Genomic DNA, 16,832 nt, shown 5'->3' on the forward strand with positions numbered 1-16,832 from the left:
AAAGTTAGGATTTAACTCTTACGACACTTGAAAGTTTGCCACATCTCATCGAGGCTTTTCCAATTGCCATGTGTAAAAGGCTGGGGCGATAATTCATAAAACAAAAAAGCTTTATTATCTTCAGCACAAACTTTTAAATGAACAATGCAGTTCAGCACAATTGGTTTGCGTTGCATATAATCCCGCATCATTACTTTCCCGGTGTATGTTTCGACGTCGTCTTTAAACGTCGTTGTTTTCTTGAATGAAGTTGCTACGGGCAATGGTTTTTCTTTTGAAGTTTTCGCCGGAACAGAATTGACTTGGATCAAACCCGTGTAATACGCTTTTAAATTATCCGCAATAATTTTTTCATTGGTTTGCGGCTGTGCATCTAAGTACCATAAAAAAGCATAGGTCCAATACTCTTCGCTTTTTGTATTTGCCCAACCTGGCGCAAAGCGAATATCCTCTACTCCCTTATATTTTATTTGCGGAGCAAAACTGATAGGCACAAGAAAACGTTCAATCGTCCATCCTGCTGGTATCATCAAATCATAAGGTGCTTCCCATTTATGTCCATCAAACTCTTTTGATATTTCCTGGCTATAAGAATTGAATGAAATGAGGCAAAGCAATGCAACAATCAGGTTTCTCATTTTCTGTTTTTTATATATGGATCGTTAAATTAAGAACCCCGGGTAACAATAACAACCGAGCCCGCCAGCAAATCATGAATAGCTCTTCGTTTTTCATTCATTAACATGGAGAGCAATTCTATGGCCATCCAACTTAAAAAACTATAGTCGATAAAATTGCGATAGTCCATAATGATAATGTCAATATCGCCGGTTTGGGCTACACGATATAGAAAATAAATAAAACCAAGTACCTGCAGAATTACATACAACGAATCACGAAGGAAAGATTGTTTTAAACTCAGCAACCTTGTTTCGCTCAAGTCGACCACTTTTATTCCTACGATCCACTTACCTACTGTTCTGCCAAACCTGTAATGAAAAAAAATACTGTACAAATAATAAAGCGAAGCATTGAAAACCGTCCACGCAAAAACGATCCACACATTATCTGTTTGATTTAACACCCATAGATCAGCAAACAGCAAGGGAGTAAAAATAATACTGTCGATTATAGCAGCAGCCAGGCGCCTGAGACCGGTATGATATTTAGAAGCACTCATAATCGAAAATAAGAAAAGCTTGCCGATAAGTTTGTTACATGATTCTTACCTGAAATTATTAATCCACTTGTTTTTGAGGACAACCGAAATACAACAGGTATCCGTCAGCGTCTTTTACTTCAAAACCACGCAAACCATCATCGTTACTATTAAGTGGAGTAAAAAACTCAACGTTACGTTGTTGAAATTCCTGCGCCAATGCATCCGGGTCCGGCACATGCAGGTAAGCATCCCAACGGGCAATACCCTTTTGAATATCTCTTGTGTAGTTGGGCACGGGATCAACTCCAATATCTTTTATCATGATCATGGCAGCACCACGCTGCACAATGCCGAAGAAAATATCATCCTCCGTTGGGCCCTGGAAATTTCTTATCGGTTAAATTAGGATCGTCTTCAATGTATCCGGTTGGCTCTACAACATAAACTCTTCCGGGTGCGTCGCTTTCGGCGAGCTCAGCACCCCACACTGCTGCATCAAGTGTTGCAGAGAGATAAATATATTTTGCGTCCTTTCTCTGTCCGTAATTTGACTTAATTCCTGTTTGAATTAAGTCACCAGATTTAAGATCAGCTTTTGTGCCGTGGAAGTATGTTTGTATAAAGGCAAAAGCTGCAGCATTTGTTGATTGGCTTTGGCTGCTGTTGTTTTCCATTATAATTGCTTTGTAAGTTTCAGATCAATAAACACTACCCATCTGCCGTCGTCTGCTATCCGGTACCACTTACCAACAAGTTCTGAATTCTCTTCGTTAATGCGGCCGTCAAATTTCAGTGATTCATTTTCAATATTGAATTCATTTTCTTCCAGGGTACCTTTCATTGCTCCAGTCTCCCCTTTTGAATTGTAATAGTGCATCGCCACCTTTTCAAGAGAAGTATCCAGCAATATTAATTCAAAGGTCTCCACTTCTTCATCACCCATTTTGACCTCTGCCTTGTGCAAAATACAATTGCCGTTAAGAATAAATTCATAACTATCGGTGCCAGCCAGGACTAAAGTATTCTCTTCACTATAAATTTTCCCTTGAGTATTCCAAGTACCAATTAATCGTTTGAAATTGCTTGATTCAATCTTCATTGTTTTACTTTTTGTAAAATAAAACAAGCCAAGACTGTGCCGATGAACACAAAATTTCTAATTCAAAGTTCCAACTATATTTCTGAGTTCTCAAGTTCTAAGTTAGAAAAAGCCTTAAGCCTTATGCCTTACACTTACTCCTTGTTATTATAATGGCTTAAGGTTCCATTTCGAATTATCACTCGTGAAATCAAATTCGGCAAGTGTTGGTGTACTATCGCCTGACGATACCAGTGCTAACTTTTTTCCTGAATTGGGAACTATCTTTGGTATTATCCGGTAAGTGCCATCAGTCAACTGATCGATGCGCCATAACTGTTCAGGAGCGCCGGTAAATGCAGGTACTGTTATTACTTCTCCATCGGCTGTTGCAGCTAATGTGCGCTCTGTTCCTGCCAATACAATTTTATAATAAGGTGCGCCTAAATATCCTGTTGTATCAGGAGCATCTGTAATGGTCCATTGCTGGTGAGGGCGACTCATGTAATCGCCTATTCTCAAATTGATATTTCCTGTTGGCCAGTTTTTTATTACATCGGCCAGTGCCTGGGGCGCAACAGGTTTTATTGGTTCATTGTTGGGCTGGCCAAAGCCACGTGGGCCACCCGGCATTCTTGTAAAATCAACAGCCAGCTCTAAAGCATATCCTCTCCGCACCGATTCAATTTCATAAGTACCTTCTTTAAACTTCTCTCCGGCCACGGGCCAACCATCTTTCCAGACCAATGGAAGAATTCCTAATACACTGCGACCACCCTGCTCAAGATCTGCTTCGTAGTGCAAGGACATTTTCTCCACTCCTTTCTCCAGATTGATATGTCCGAAATGCCCGGGGCCTATTAATCCTCCACGTGTGGCAACAACCATTTTGCCGCCGCCTTCCAGCATACTTCTTCCCACGTTATCGAGGTAAGGCCCTGTTATTTGTTTTGAACGACCCACCACTACGTTATAAGTTGAATTGGCACCATCGCAACAACTGCCATGCGTGGCAAGCAGGTAATACCAACCATCACGATACATTAATGTGGAGGCTTCACAAACAATTGCTACATCAACCGGTTTATTTCCCTCTTTGAGTTTCCCTGTTTTTGGATCCAGTTCAATAAGACGAGTGAAGCCAAAGTAAGTTCCGTATGTAAGCCAAAGACGTCCTGTAGTTGGATCTAACATTACACCGGGATCGATGGCATCATTTTCTTCATAACCGTCGGAAGTAGCAACTACAATTGGTTCAGAATATTTAAAGTCGGGTGATGTTGGATCCAGTGTTTTATTCCACATAGTAAGAATAGCACCTTTATGATTACTTGCACCACCTGTGGCTCCATATATTACGAGGTAGCGGTCGCCGATTTTGATGGCATCGGGAGCAGCTCCACCACCGGGCCTCACAGCACCGCCATACCATGTCAAACCATCAGCTGATATTAATCCGCCACCGCCGGTACCAAACGTGTAGTACTTTCCTTCGCATTCAACAATGGTTGACGGATCATGAATAAATGGTTTTCCAACCTGTGCTATTGCTATTTGTGTCATTACTGCCCACAATGCAGTTATCGTTATTTTCATTCGTTTCATATTGATGATTTCAGAATAATTGATCGCTTTAAACAAGCGGTAAATATTATTGGTAACTGATGTTGAAGTTTTTGATGGGTGCTCCTTTTTCATCTACAAAGCGAACGCAGAAGTTAGCCATGCCCGGTCCGTTTATTACTGCACCACGTATAATGTTCTTTCCTTTTTTAAGTGTTAAACGTGAAGAGGTGACATTATCAACAATCATATCTCTGTCGCCTGATAGCAAAAGCGCTTCCTGTCCGTTCAACCACCATATGCTTCCTGAATTACATCCCGCAGTCATCCGTACATTTTTCATTTCTTCAGGGCTATCGATAACGGTAACGAGCCAAACAAGTATACCATATGGCGGTTTGTTAATGGCGTATGTGAAATGGTATAAATTAAAGTTGAATGTTTTACTTTCCAGTGCATGCCATTGCAATTCCTGGTTTCCCACTTTTGCCTTGTCACCATGCTTCGGAACAGTATTGTAATCGCTGGAAAAATTATCGGCTGAAAAAGTTGTCCTGAGATAGTTGTCGGTGAAAATATTATTGCGGGCAATGTCTTTCCGCACAGGTTCAAGCACAAGCCAACGTTGAATAAATCCTTTGCCGTTCGGAGTTTTCTTTGCAGCAGAAGCAACACTAAAATGTTTGGAAAGAGTATGCGTGGTGTCGCCTTTAGGAGGAATTGGTGGCAGTGATGGTGCCGGCCGTGGTCCCGGCGCAGGCGCCTGGGCAAGAGCAGCAATGGCAGCTACCTGGGATAAGAATACAAAGAACAAAACCTTAGCTGGCAACAAGCGTGTGTATTTTCTGTTCATAGCAGATTTCTGGTTATTGATGGTTGTTTTTGAAATTGATGATATGAAACAAACCTACAAAACGAAATAGTAGTTTATGTACAACAAAAACCGGCGAATAATTATGAACAATCCTGTTTATTGCATCTTAGTTTTTGCCTTGCATCTTAAACCTTGTATGGTGTTTTTTGCCTTTTGTTTTCCAGATTCCTTATCTTCACCATGTCTTAAATAAAGCCGGCAAGCAACTGCCTCACAGATTCTTGTTACAATGTTGCCGGTAAGTGCTCAGTTCAGCATCAGTATTACATTCAGTTTAGTCAGGTTATCAGTTTAGCATCGTTAGCGTCAGTATTGTATTTATCAGTTCACACTTTTAAACAATTGTACGATGAAGCTTTCTGAATTTATTCTGTTAAATGAAGTGGAAAAGCAACACACTGTTTTACACAGGGGCGTATTAATTGCCAAGCGTAAACAAAGCAGTTGTATGATCTTCCTGTTTCAGCTCGATCGTTATTATGTGGAAACCTGGTGCAGTTACACCAACAAAGCGGTTACCGAATACCGTGTGTTTGATGGCACTGCCCCGCTGGAACCTTATTTGAAAGAAATTTCATTGCGGCATTTATTAAATTAACAATTGCTGCAGGTTAGGTTGTAACAGGCTTAGCCTGCGGCAGTTAGTTTACGTTTCAGGAACTGGTACGTTGCAGTTATATTACTGCAAACAGTAAATGATATGGAGATAAGTGAAAGATTTAATACTTCTAATGCAAAGAACCCCTATCTTTGCAGGGTTAATTTGAGTCTCGCATCAGTATAGTTAATTAGTCTGCTCAGTAATCTGCATCTTAGTTAGTTTTTTACTTCTTGTGCCTCAAGCATTTTCAATTTTAATTTTTTCAAGAACATGAACATTTATGTTTCAAACTTGAGCTTCAACGTACAAGATGAAGACTTAAGAGAATTTTTTACTCCTTACGGAGAAGTAACTTCAGCTAAAATCATTAACGACAGAGAAACTGGCCGCTCACGTGGTTTCGGTTTTGTTGAAATGAGTGATGATGCTGCTTCTAAAAAAGCAATCGCTGAACTTGATGGCGCAACTGTTGAAGGTCGTGCTATTAAAGTAGTAGAAGCTAAGCCAAAAGAAGATCGTCCTGCACGCAGCGGCGGCGGCTTCAATAACGGCGGCGGCGGTTACAACAGAAACAGGTATTAATTTATTATATGCCTTTCAACAATAAAGCCTCACAATTGTGAGGCTTTATTGTTTATAGCTTACCGATGTTTGGCGGATCGATAGATTAGTGCAAGCATCTCAAACAAATCCGGATGACGGAGCTGCAATAATTCCGGTTGCTCAAAATAATATTCGGAGATCACTGCAAAAAACTCAGCTGTGTTGGTTGCGCCATACATATCGATATCCGACCCGTATGTTTTCATTTGCTGAATAGTGGATTCCATCAGGTTCTTCCATTTACCCGTATACTTCCTTTCTAAAATAATTTCCGGCACCCCATCCACAGTGCCATCCATTTTATCAACCAAATGCACAAACTCATGTATGGCGGTATTGTGTGCATTATTCTGATTGATAAAGCCCTGCCTCATTTGCCATTTCGTGATCACCATTACATTTTGCAAAGCACCTGTGCCCACCATGCCTGCAATGTTTCGGTCATCGCCATGTTGATCAAACTCGTTATTAAATGTACCGGGGTATAATAATACTTCGTGCAGGTTAATATATTGCCAATCAGGAATGGAATACACGGGAATGATAGCGGCAGCTGCAATTAAAATCCTGTCGAGATCTTCCACCTCAGCATTAACGCCGGTAATTCTTACTGCAGCTAAAAACTGCTCTACCCTTTTCTCGAACATTACTTTACCTTCTTCATCTAAATGCTGATAGAATTTTACATAGTCGGCCAGCAACTCTTTATAATTATCCGGCAGCTGACTTTGAAACTTTGTTCTTCTTATCCGCATTGCAATAAGAATGATGAGCACAAGCAGCAACAATACGGTGATTATCTGGAATACAACGACCATTAGATGAAGATAGAATTCTTTCCTTTAGATGCAAGAATCAAAAAATCACTACTCCACTTTCAAATCCTTCAATCTCGACTTTGCTTTATTAAACACATTTCGACCCTTATCAATACCACTTCGTAAACGTTTTTGTTCTTCTTCGGGGAGGTGAATAAAATCGAAGCATTCTTTGCTACAAGTGCCTTCCATTTTTTCTTTGCACTCATCGCATTGAATGAATAGCAGATGACAGGCATCGTTCACACAGTTCACATGTGTATCGGCAGGTTTACCGCATTGATGGCAATGAGCAATGATCTCTTCTGTTACACGTTCACCCAAACGTTGATCGAAGACGAAATTCTTTCCATGAAATTTATTATCGAGTCCGTTTTCTTTTACCTGGTTTACATAGTTGATGATGCCGCCTTCGAGATGAAACACATTCTTAAATCCTTTATGCAGCATGTATGCACTCGCTTTTTCACAACGTATACCGCCGGTGCAATACATGATGATGTTCTTCTCTTTATCTTCATTCATCATATCTGCAGCCATCGGCAATTGTTCCCGGAAAGTATCACTGGGAATTTCAATGGCTTTTTCAAAATGTCCCACTTCAAATTCGTAATGATTACGCATATCGATCACTACGGTATTTGGATCATTGGTGAGTTGATTGAACTGTTCTGCATTTACATATTTGCCTTTGTTGGCCATATCGAATGCAGGATCATCAATACCATCAGCAACAATCTTGTTTCGCACTTTAATATCTAATACATAAAAACTTTTACCATCATCATCCACGGCAACATTCAATCGCAATCCATTCAAAGGTTCTATTGCGTATAAATAATTCCGGAATGAATCCATATTTGCTGTGGGCAAACTGATCTGTGCATTAATACCTTCATGGGCAAGGTAAATGCGACCCAACACGCCTATCGCTGTAAAATCTTTGTACAGCTGGTCACGAAAAGTCTTGGGCTCTTCAATTTTAAAATAACAATAAAAGGAAATGGTAGTGCGGGCTGTAGCATCGTTAATGATACGCTCCTTAAGCTCCTTGCGGGAGATACGATTGTGTAATGCGGCCATTGTTTGAATTTGAACCGGGATGACATTGATAAAATGATGCTCCTGGTAATTAATAATCAATTGGACAGTTGCAGGCTGAACCAAATTCTGGCGGTAAAGATAAAAAAGAAAGGCACAAGAAACAAAGGGCAATTGGCAAAAGGCAAAAGGTATAAGGGGTAAAACAATTTCCAACTCACAATTCACAACTTCAGAACTCAGAACTATAGAACTATTTCAACTTAGAACTGCAGAACTTTAATCAGAACTATTCCCTCCCACATTTATTATAGTTCCTAACCTGACCTCCATTCTTGGCTTCATCGTTTGCTGGTAGCCGGTAACTACATCTACACGGAAAAAGCGAAAGATATTTTCAAGTCCAACATGCCACTCAGCATAGGTATGCTTCGGCAGCCATAATGCGCTTACCCCACTTACCAAATGCCAGTTCAATTGTTTAAGGCCTGGAATTTTATTTGTGATAAAGCCATTGAAATGATGTTCGGAAAACACAGCTCCATAAAACTTGTCGTCGTTACTGTATTGATAATATTGCGGAAGCTGAAAAGTAGTCATGAAATCAGTTGAGCGAATAAAACGATTGCCGGGAAAATGTTTCATGTCTTGTACAAATACACTGTTGCTGTTGAGAAAACCTCCCGCCTGTGCACGATAGTTAAACCTACCTATCATTTTAAAGTTGATATTATCTCTTACAGCCAGCTGCCATTTGTCGTAATCAACATCACTATTCAAAACATTCTTTAATCCTTTTGTGTATTGCAGGTTAAATACCGGCCATTTATTTCCCGCAGTCACAATACGATCCGGGAATTCAATATACCTGGCGCCCGGCTGCACACTTATACCAACAGAAACAATTGCAGCCTGGTGAGCATCAAAATTCTGCGACATTAATTCAATAGGATAATTAGGATTGTACTGCTTGGTGCTTTTATTGGCCCATGTATAATCGGTTGTATTTTCTAACGGTTGCCGGTTTTGATATTGCATTGATGCATTAACAGTAACACCTCCGCCTAATCCTTTGCTGAAGTTGATGCGTGCATAATCAGCGGCATACAACTTCATAAAATTGTTTTTATAAAATAATGTAGCAATAGTATTTGCCAATGGCTCTACCGGTTCTTCATTATTCAATTGAAATATACGTTTACCTCCGCTGATGCTGAACGAGGAAAGAAAAGTATTGCCGAAATTATACCTGGCAGTTGCCCATGCATTGAATCGCTCGTTACTAAAACCGTAACGAAAATGAGGAATGAATGTGACACTCTTTCGATCCGTTATTTCTTTGCGAAAAGTAATGGGCACATCAAGCACAAACCCTTCCACTGTATTAAAGCTGGCGGCACTCAGTAAGCCAGGAAAACCAATGCTTAGTTTTTTTGTTTGCTTATTAAATGTTTTGCCAGTTAAAAGATGATTGAATTTGATCTTGTTATTTCGTTTGTCAATTGAATCAAGATAAGCCGGGTCTTTTCGCAATTGCTCAAGGCTATCTTTTTTAATATAATCGATTTGCTCAGCCTTAGTTAAAGCAAGCGGACGAATACTGTCCCAATAGTTGATGGATTTTTTATTGCTGCCTTTCTCGTACTTGAGAACTGTGTTGCCGAAATATTTTTTATCGAATGATGGCTCCGTATCAAAATTGCGGTACACATTGGCAAAACTGCCATAAGCATCAAAACCAAAAAACTTTACTGCTGGATATAATAGTTGACTTTGTATAACCCAAAAATTAGTACCAAGCTGACGATACAACTGTTCAACACGAACAGTATCTGCCAGGTTCATCTGGCTTTGCTTGGTGAGCGTTAATTCAAGGCTGTGAATGCGCCATTCATCTTCCACAATATTGATATAACCACTAAAGCAAGGCTCATAATTTCGTTTGGGTATTACTTTTATTTTGCTGATGAGTTTTCCTTCTTCACTAAATGCGCCTTCGTATTTGTATTTATAAAAGTGTAACGCATTTTCTGCAATGGGTGAAACAAAACCACGAGGGTTAAGTGAATTACTAATCTGCACATTGTTTTCGTAGAAGGAAAAATAGCGGGCACCCGCAAAACCAAAACCATCGCTTTGTCCGCTCACTCTTGTGCTAAGCACATCGATCTTTAGTTTGTTGGGTTTATCTACTGAAAGTTTCGAGACGGTTTCAGAGAGATAGATCATTTTCTTTTTACTGGTATCGCCATCTTCAAAATCAACTGTTTCTCCCATGAACTTCTTTGGAAAGTCACGAAGATTCATTGTGCCCTTGCTGTATACTTCGCAGGTATAGCTATCATTTTCGTTGAGATAATTCTTCCGTTGTTTGATGGCTTTGCGTATAATGGCATAAGCCGGATCTTCTGCCCCTGCTTTTACAACTACTTCGCCAAGACTCACTGTTTGTTCTTTCAAAACAAAATTGAGCAGCACATCTTCGTTTGATATTGTAATAGTTTTCTCCTGCCGCTCAAAACCAACATGCCTGCAAATAATTGTGTAAGTACCAGCGGACAATTGAAAAAAATAAAGCCCCTGGCTATTGGCTGATGTACCTTCTTTTGTTCCTTTAATTGTGAGCGAAGAATAAGGCAGCGGTTCGCCTTTTTCGTTGGTAATAGTGCCCGAAATTTTACCGGCAAAAGATGATAAGGAAATGCAAACAGTGAACAGCAGTAATAGTATGCGCATGGTACACGAAAATACTTGCGCTGTTGTTAGGAAAAAACTAATTCTTCAAAGGGCATTGATGAATCAATTATGCGGTTGCTTTGCTAGGTTGCCGTAAATAAGCTCCACTCAACGCCGCAAAACCTCCCACCAATCCTGCTACTAAGCCCGTAACACTCATTATAAGTGCATGCGAATGTGATTTGAATAGCAACTCAGCGATCTTCATCGATAGAATATGCTGATTGCCCATATCGATGTACAAGGCAAGGGTGATCCATAATAAAAACATTGCAAGAAAACCTGCAAGAAAAGCTTTCAATGGTTTTTGCGTAATAACAACAGCAACTAAAAATGATGTGAGTGCAATGCTCCACCAAGGCAGGAAAAAACCAGCAGCGTAACTCAATAATGCAGTAAGAAAAAGGGCTATAAAAAATTTCATCGTATTATTTTTATCCGTCCTACACGGGTGCAGGACGAAGATTATGCTTTTTTAAACGTCATTGTCCATTTAACTTCTTCGTTCTTCTCCTCTCCTTTCTTCATGATCCATGCTCGGTAATATTCACCGGCAGCCCATTTGTCAATGAACTGATCGTAATATTTACTTCCGGGATTTCCACTTTGTCCTCCGGGATAAACAACATAAGCCTCTGTTTCATTTGTAAGATGAACAATCATGCGCCAGCTCGGGCCATGACTATGTTGTGTGGCGTTAATGATATGTCGGCCACCACCTATCTGCAAACCCTTTCTTGCAAAAGGCATCACAGCATCTTTCAGTATGTGGTATACTGTTGTGTTTTTATGCACAGCCCATTCCAATGTGTTTTCCTTTTCCATCTTCAGTAATTCCACCGTAGCATTTTTTATTGAAGAAGCAAATAATTGAAAGATGGTTTCTTTTGCTGGTGTGCGTACATCATCTATAAATGTAAACAACGAATCTTTTGTCAAAGCATCAGCAAGTGTGTATTCAGATGGCCATTCATATACTACAGAATCCTGTTGCGTTAATTCATCATACCAAACATTTCGTTCAAGGCTATCATACCAAACCTGGAAAACGGTAGCAGCTTTTGAATTTACTGTGTTCTGCAAATCCCATGTTTTGATCATGTTGAAGAAACGCTTTTCATCGGCACCAAGATCCGCTTCGTTGGTATACTTCTTCATCAGTTTTGTTACTACTTCTGCCAGCGGATTATAATTTACATTCTGTAAACGCTGCATATCCTGCGGAGTAATGTTATTCATCGCTGTTAAGAGACGGTTGATTTCCACGCCACGATAGACATCATAACCACCCGGAATAAAATACGGATAAGTTCCATCAACAGGTCGTTGATTAGCGCTGCTTACAAAACCACGTTCAGGATTTACCTGGTGGGGATTTTCAGCCAAGGGAATAATACCCTGCCACATATAACTACTGTCTTCGCCCGGCATTACATATAAACCCTGCCTGTTCCACCGCAAAGGAAAATGACCTTGTTGCCAAATGGCAATATCGCCACGTTTGCTGGCGAAAATCATATTCTGGGCCGGCACCGTAAAGTATTTGATGGCATTATAATAATCATCATAATTCTTTGCACGATCGAGGTAATGCCACATCAACAATTCATTGCTGGGATCATGAGCGATCCATCTCGTTGCAATTGCTTTTTTATTTGTGAGTGGTGTAGAAAAACTTTCATCATACGTAACCGGACCAAACACCGTGTATGCAACTGTATCAAAAACCGAAGGCTTACCTTTTATTTTTATTTCCTCCACACGCTGAGGTGCAGTTTGCCACTGGTTATTGAACCAATATTGTTTTTTGTTTTCGTCTTTGAATTTGATCTCATAAAAATCACGCACATCTCTTCCCGCATTGGTGAAACCAAATGCAATACTATCGTTAAAACCAATGACAACTCCTGGTATACCTGGAAACGATACACCATACGCATTCATATTTTTTGTAGTGATCTGCATTTCGTACCAAATGGCGGGCAAACTCAATTCCAAATGCGGATCGTTACAAAGAATGGGGGCGCCACTTTTTGTTTTTGCACCGCTTACTGCCCAGTTGTTACTACCATTATCTTTTGATGGCTGCTCAACCATTGCCACTTTTAATGCTGAATCTTTTTTAAGAAGATAAAGCGAATCAACACTTGGAGGTGCAGCAGCAGTTGCAGCAGGTGGATCAAATGTTGTTCCTTTACTCACAATAGGATCCAACGAATCCTGCAATTGCGGCCAGAGAATTTCTATCTGATCATCGCTGAATACCTTACGCAAAGCTGTTAATGGAAGATCATCTACCGAAAAGGCAAGTGTTTTTGTCATTTGTTTGATGAACAAGGCTGTCTTAAGATTATTCCATTTCTCCGGTTGATAGCCGAGTATTTTATACTCGATGGGCATTCCGCTTTCAGTGAGTGTTTCAATGTAAGCATTCACCCCTTTTGTGTAATTATCAACTGAAAGTTTAGTGAATTCATTGGCTTCCATTTCTTTCAGCATGTTCTCTGCTGCAAATACCATCCCTATTCGTCGCTGCTCTTTATCAAAATTTATTGCACGCTCACCAATCACTTCGCTAATGCGGCCTGCTGCAGCCCGTGTTGAAAATTCCATTTGCCACAAACGAAATTTTGCATGCAGGTAACCTTGAATGAAATAAGCATCAGCATCATTTTCCGCTACCACATGCGGCACCAAACGTTCATCGAAATAAACATGAGCTGTACCATTTAGTTGAGTAAAGCTTAACTCTTCAGTAAAACTTTGTTCAGCATCGTCAGCATTTTGCCAAAACCCATGTTGCGGACTTAAAAATTTTCCAAATGCCGGTGCCGGGCCAATTCTTGTGTTAAGTACAACCACAAGAACAATAGTTATTGTTATTGAAATCAGGAAAGGGATCAATCGCATAGTCAGGGGTATAAAAGAGTAAAATAACTAAAAAAATCATTAGCAACGGGTCGTGTTCATCGCCATGGGCCCTAAACGAAAATTCAGCTTAGGTGCTTTTCATTTTTAACGCTGCAATTTCACCGCTCATCCACAAGTCACTTAACAAAAACTTAGCACAACATACCCGCTTTGAGGTATTGTTCTATACTGAAATATTCCTTCACTTTGCTGCATCAAATCAGCTAACAAACACCTTTTCTAATTCGTGGTCTGTTGCGCACCTATGACAGGCACCTTATCATCTTCAGGTTTTTTAAAGTAAGTAAGCTCTCTTTTAAAGAGAGCTTTATTTTTGCTGCATGGAGAAAGAAACTGTTGATGTAAAAAATATACTTGGATTACAGCTACCCAGTGATCCCCGTTGGGTTGATCTTACAGCAATTTCATTGGAAGATATTTTAACCGACCATGCTTATTGCGAACAAAAAGCTGCCACTACCTGCATTACACTCATTCAACGTTATAGCCAATACGAATTACTGATAACAGAACTGGCTCCAATTGTTACTGAAGAATGGGGACATTTCCGTGCAGTGCTTGCAGAGCTCCATAAACGAGGATTAAAACTCGGCCGTCAGCGAAAAGACATTTATGTAAATGAGTTGCTTTCCTTCCAGAAAAAAGGCGGGCATATAGATGATCGTTTTCTTGATGAAATGCTAACTATGGCCTTAATTGAAGCACGTAGTTGCGAACGTTTTAAACGACTAAGTGAAGGATTGAATGATGCATACCTGCGCAAGTTCTACCGCAAGTTTATGGAAAGCGAAGCCGGGCATTATACCTTATTCATCACCATGGCTGAACATTACCTGCCTAAAAAGAAAGTGCGTGATCGTTGGAAGGAATGGTTGGCCTTTGAAAAAGACTTGATGCAGAGGATGGAGATACGGGGAGATCGAATTCATTGATTTTATTTCGTCTGAATTTCCGTGCCGACGAAATAAAAAAGGGTAACATTTGCATGTTACCCCGGGTATGTGGGAAGAGTTCTTTAGCATAGGGTTTTGTAAGATTAGAAACGGCCACGTTTGTGATCCCTGCGGTCTTCCTTACGGTCACGAACATCTTCTCTACGGTCATGTTTGTCTTCACGGCGGTCACGAATATCTTCTTTCCTGTCTTTAACATCTTCACGACGATCACGAATATCTTCTATACGATCTCTTCGTCCGCCGTTGTGTTTTGCATCACGCACATCTTCCCGACGGTCACGAACATCTTCTCTGCGATCCTTCACATCTTCACGACGATCACGCAAATCTTCTCTGCGATCACGAACATCTTCACGGCGGTCAACACGGTTTTCTTTACGGTCAAGCTTGCGCCTTGTTTGCGCAGCAGACTCATTAACGGATAAAGTAACTGATGCTACTGCAACTACGGTTAAAATGATAAGCTTCTTCATGTGGTGATTTTTAAAGTTTTATTTTTTTGTTTTCAGGTACGTAATAACAGACGGCCGCCTAAAAAGAAGGTTTAATGTGAAGCTTGGAAAATTTTAAAATCATCTTACATTCACCGCTCATTAACATACGATCCTATGCTTGACAGAAGAAAATTTATACAGCTTACCGGTCTTTCAACTGCTTTATTATCAACACAAAGTTGCCTGGCATCAACAGCTCAATTCCAAGGCCCCACTGTAATAAGCACCTGGTCGCCAAACGTAAAGGCTAATAAGGCCGCCTGGGAAGTGCTAAGCAAGGGAGGTCGTGCACTTGATGCGGTGGAAGCCGGTGTTATGATCCCGGAAGCTGATCCTACTGATACAAGTGTGGGTTATGGAGGCTTGCCCGACCGTGATGGCCGTGTTACGGTTGATGCCTGCATTATGGATGAAAAAGGACAATGTGGATCGGTAATGGGGTTGGAAGAAATTTTGCATCCCGTGCAAGTAGCAAGACTGGTAATGGAACAAACTCCACATGTGCAGTTTGTTGGCGAAGGCGCATTGCAGTTTGCATTAAGCAAAGGTTTTGAACGAACGAACCTGCTTACACCTGAATCGGAGAAAGCATGGAAAGAGTGGTTGAAAACTTCAAATTATGATCCTATGCGCACCATGCGGGACCTTGAAGAAAAAATAAAACGTGAAAAAAATAATGATGGAGCAATGCTTCACAAATGGCCTGCAGAAACATTAAACCATGATACTATTGGCATGATTGCTATTGATGCAAAAGGCAACCTGAGTGGGGCCTGCAGCACTAGCGGAATGGCTTTTAAAATGAGAGGTCGTGTAGGTGATTCACCCATTATAGGTGCAGGATTATTTGTTGACAATGAAGTTGGCGCTGCCACATGCACCGGTATTGGAGAAGAAATTGTAAAAATTTGCGGTGCTCATACCATTGTTGAAATGATGCGGCATGGTGCAACGCCTGAAGAAGCTTGTAAAGAAGCCGTGCGACGAATTGTAAAAAATAACGGCGACAAAGCAAAAAATGTGCAGGGAGGTTTTATTGCTATTAATAAAAAAGGCGAGTATGGAGCGTTTTCAGTCATGAAGAATTTTTCTATGGCCGTGCGTAATAACAAAATGGAAACTGCAGTTGATGTGAAGAGTTGGTTTTAACAGAAAGGCAAAAAGCCTGGTGCGTAAAGTCAATATATCATTCATCTTACAGCTTCCATCTTAACCCTTCTACCTTTTACAATGAACTATAAACTCGAAGTAATTGCTTTTTCTATTGAATCGTGTGCATTGATACAACAATCAGGTGCACATCGCATTGAGCTATGTGATAATCCGGGCGAAGGCGGCACTACTCCATCGTACGGTATGATCAAAAAAGCAAGAGAGCTTGCGTCCATTGAGCTCTACACAATGATTCGCCCTCGTGGCGGCGATTTTTTATACCATGCTGATGAGTTTGATGCTATGAAAGAAGACATTAAACTCTGCAAGCAACTTGGTTGCGACGGTGTGGTGTTTGGTTTATTAAATGCAGATGGTACAGTTGATAAAAAACGCACAGCACAATTAGTTGAACTGGCTTATCCGCTTGGTGTAACTTTTCATCGTGCATTCGATCGTACACGTGATGCTTTTGAAGCGCTGGAGGTAATCGTTGAGATTGGTTGCGAACGTGTACTTACTTCGGGATTGATGCCCAATGTAAGCGGAGGCAAGCATTTATTGAAAGAATTAGTAACTGCTGCCGACAGCCGCATCTTTATTATGCCGGGCAGTGGCGTACGACATACTAATCTTGCTGAACTGGCGAATTACACCGGTGCCGTTGAGTTTCATACATCAGCAAGAACAAATATTGCAACAGGCATGGTATACAGCAACGATCAAATGAATGAAACAATGTCTTCAGTTAACGTTGATACAGTTGAGGTAGCTGCCTGTCTTGCAGAACTTAAGAAACTGCAATAAAATCATATACTTTCTA

Annotated in this window: 18 protein-coding genes; 5 read left to right on the forward strand and 13 right to left on the reverse strand. The window is 40.5% G+C overall.

Going from position 1 to position 16,832, the window contains the following annotated elements:
• Positions 1-11: 11 nt before the first annotated feature.
• The 7 genes from ACO1QW_RS11010 to ACO1QW_RS11040 all read right to left on the reverse strand — a co-directional run bounded on the left by ACO1QW_RS11010 (position 12) and on the right by ACO1QW_RS11040 (position 4,656).
• On the reverse strand, positions 12-638 hold the full coding sequence (locus ACO1QW_RS11010; protein ID WP_486258456.1) for a hypothetical protein: 627 nt from the start codon (positions 636-638) through the stop codon (positions 12-14).
• A gap of 29 nt (positions 639-667) precedes the next feature.
• Positions 668-1,180: an RDD family protein gene (locus ACO1QW_RS11015; RefSeq protein ID WP_486258458.1), complete on the reverse strand. Its 513-nt coding sequence runs from the start codon at positions 1,178-1,180 to the stop codon at positions 668-670.
• A gap of 58 nt (positions 1,181-1,238) precedes the next feature.
• Positions 1,239-1,508, reverse strand: a complete 270-nt coding sequence (locus ACO1QW_RS11020) for a VOC family protein (RefSeq protein ID WP_486258460.1) — start codon at positions 1,506-1,508, stop codon at positions 1,239-1,241.
• Positions 1,509-1,524: 16 nt separating this feature from the next.
• Positions 1,525-1,836, reverse strand: a complete 312-nt coding sequence (gene arr, locus ACO1QW_RS11025) for an NAD(+)--rifampin ADP-ribosyltransferase (protein ID WP_486258462.1) — start codon at positions 1,834-1,836, stop codon at positions 1,525-1,527.
• Entirely contained in the window at positions 1,836-2,261 is a 426-nt protein-coding gene (locus ACO1QW_RS11030) for a hypothetical protein (protein ID WP_486258464.1), read from the reverse strand. The genes arr and ACO1QW_RS11030 overlap by 1 nt, the downstream gene beginning before the upstream one ends.
• Before the next feature lie 147 nt (positions 2,262-2,408).
• A complete protein-coding gene (locus ACO1QW_RS11035) occupies positions 2,409-3,845 on the reverse strand; it encodes a family 43 glycosylhydrolase (RefSeq protein ID WP_486258466.1) in 1,437 nt (478 codons plus the stop codon).
• Between the two features lie 46 nt (positions 3,846-3,891).
• A complete protein-coding gene (locus ACO1QW_RS11040; RefSeq protein WP_486258467.1) occupies positions 3,892-4,656 on the reverse strand; it encodes a hypothetical protein in 765 nt (254 codons plus the stop codon).
• Between the two features lie 370 nt (positions 4,657-5,026).
• On the opposite strand from ACO1QW_RS11040, the gene ACO1QW_RS11045 reads away from it, so the two are divergent.
• Both ACO1QW_RS11045 and ACO1QW_RS11050 read left to right on the forward strand, forming a co-directional pair.
• A complete protein-coding gene (locus tag ACO1QW_RS11045; RefSeq protein ID WP_486258469.1) occupies positions 5,027-5,275 on the forward strand; it encodes a hypothetical protein in 249 nt (82 codons plus the stop codon).
• A 273-nt stretch (positions 5,276-5,548) separates the two neighbouring features.
• Entirely contained in the window at positions 5,549-5,860 is a 312-nt protein-coding gene (locus tag ACO1QW_RS11050; protein WP_486258471.1) for an RNA recognition motif domain-containing protein, read from the forward strand.
• Positions 5,861-5,919: 59 nt separating this feature from the next.
• On the opposite strand, the gene ACO1QW_RS11055 is transcribed toward ACO1QW_RS11050, so the two are convergent.
• The 5 genes from ACO1QW_RS11055 to ACO1QW_RS11075 all read right to left on the reverse strand — a co-directional run bounded on the left by ACO1QW_RS11055 (position 5,920) and on the right by ACO1QW_RS11075 (position 13,338).
• Positions 5,920-6,699, reverse strand: coding sequence for a M90 family metallopeptidase (locus tag ACO1QW_RS11055; RefSeq protein WP_486258472.1), 780 nt, complete (start codon positions 6,697-6,699; stop codon positions 5,920-5,922).
• Positions 6,700-6,747: 48 nt separating this feature from the next.
• Positions 6,748-7,782 (reverse strand): oxygen-dependent tRNA uridine(34) hydroxylase TrhO, encoded by a 1,035-nt coding sequence (gene trhO / locus ACO1QW_RS11060; protein WP_486258475.1) that lies wholly within the window; start codon positions 7,780-7,782, stop codon positions 6,748-6,750.
• Between the two features lie 237 nt (positions 7,783-8,019).
• Entirely contained in the window at positions 8,020-10,476 is a 2,457-nt protein-coding gene (locus tag ACO1QW_RS11065) for a DUF5686 and carboxypeptidase regulatory-like domain-containing protein (RefSeq protein ID WP_486258476.1), read from the reverse strand.
• A 67-nt stretch (positions 10,477-10,543) separates the two neighbouring features.
• Entirely contained in the window at positions 10,544-10,900 is a 357-nt protein-coding gene (locus ACO1QW_RS11070; protein ID WP_486258478.1) for a hypothetical protein, read from the reverse strand.
• Positions 10,901-10,941: 41 nt separating this feature from the next.
• A complete protein-coding gene (locus ACO1QW_RS11075) occupies positions 10,942-13,338 on the reverse strand; it encodes a penicillin acylase family protein (protein WP_486258480.1) in 2,397 nt (798 codons plus the stop codon).
• 389 nt (positions 13,339-13,727) lie between these two features.
• Between ACO1QW_RS11075 and ACO1QW_RS11080 the strand changes: the two genes are divergently transcribed.
• Positions 13,728-14,339 (forward strand): MiaE family protein, encoded by a 612-nt coding sequence (locus ACO1QW_RS11080; RefSeq protein ID WP_486258481.1) that lies wholly within the window; start codon positions 13,728-13,730, stop codon positions 14,337-14,339.
• Between the two features lie 104 nt (positions 14,340-14,443).
• Here the strand turns inward: ACO1QW_RS11080 and ACO1QW_RS11085 are convergent, their stop codons facing one another.
• A complete protein-coding gene (locus tag ACO1QW_RS11085) occupies positions 14,444-14,836 on the reverse strand; it encodes a hypothetical protein (RefSeq protein ID WP_486258482.1) in 393 nt (130 codons plus the stop codon).
• Positions 14,837-14,971: 135 nt separating this feature from the next.
• Here ACO1QW_RS11085 and ACO1QW_RS11090 point away from each other — a divergent pair, with 135 nt between their 5' ends.
• Both ACO1QW_RS11090 and ACO1QW_RS11095 read left to right on the forward strand, forming a co-directional pair.
• Entirely contained in the window at positions 14,972-16,006 is a 1,035-nt protein-coding gene (locus ACO1QW_RS11090) for a glycosylasparaginase (RefSeq protein WP_486258484.1), read from the forward strand.
• Positions 16,007-16,087: 81 nt separating this feature from the next.
• On the forward strand, positions 16,088-16,816 hold the full coding sequence (locus ACO1QW_RS11095) for a copper homeostasis protein CutC (RefSeq protein WP_486258486.1): 729 nt from the start codon (positions 16,088-16,090) through the stop codon (positions 16,814-16,816).
• The last annotated feature ends 16 nt before the right edge of the window (positions 16,817-16,832 follow it).

This window comes from Lacibacter sp. (assembly GCF_057361365.1).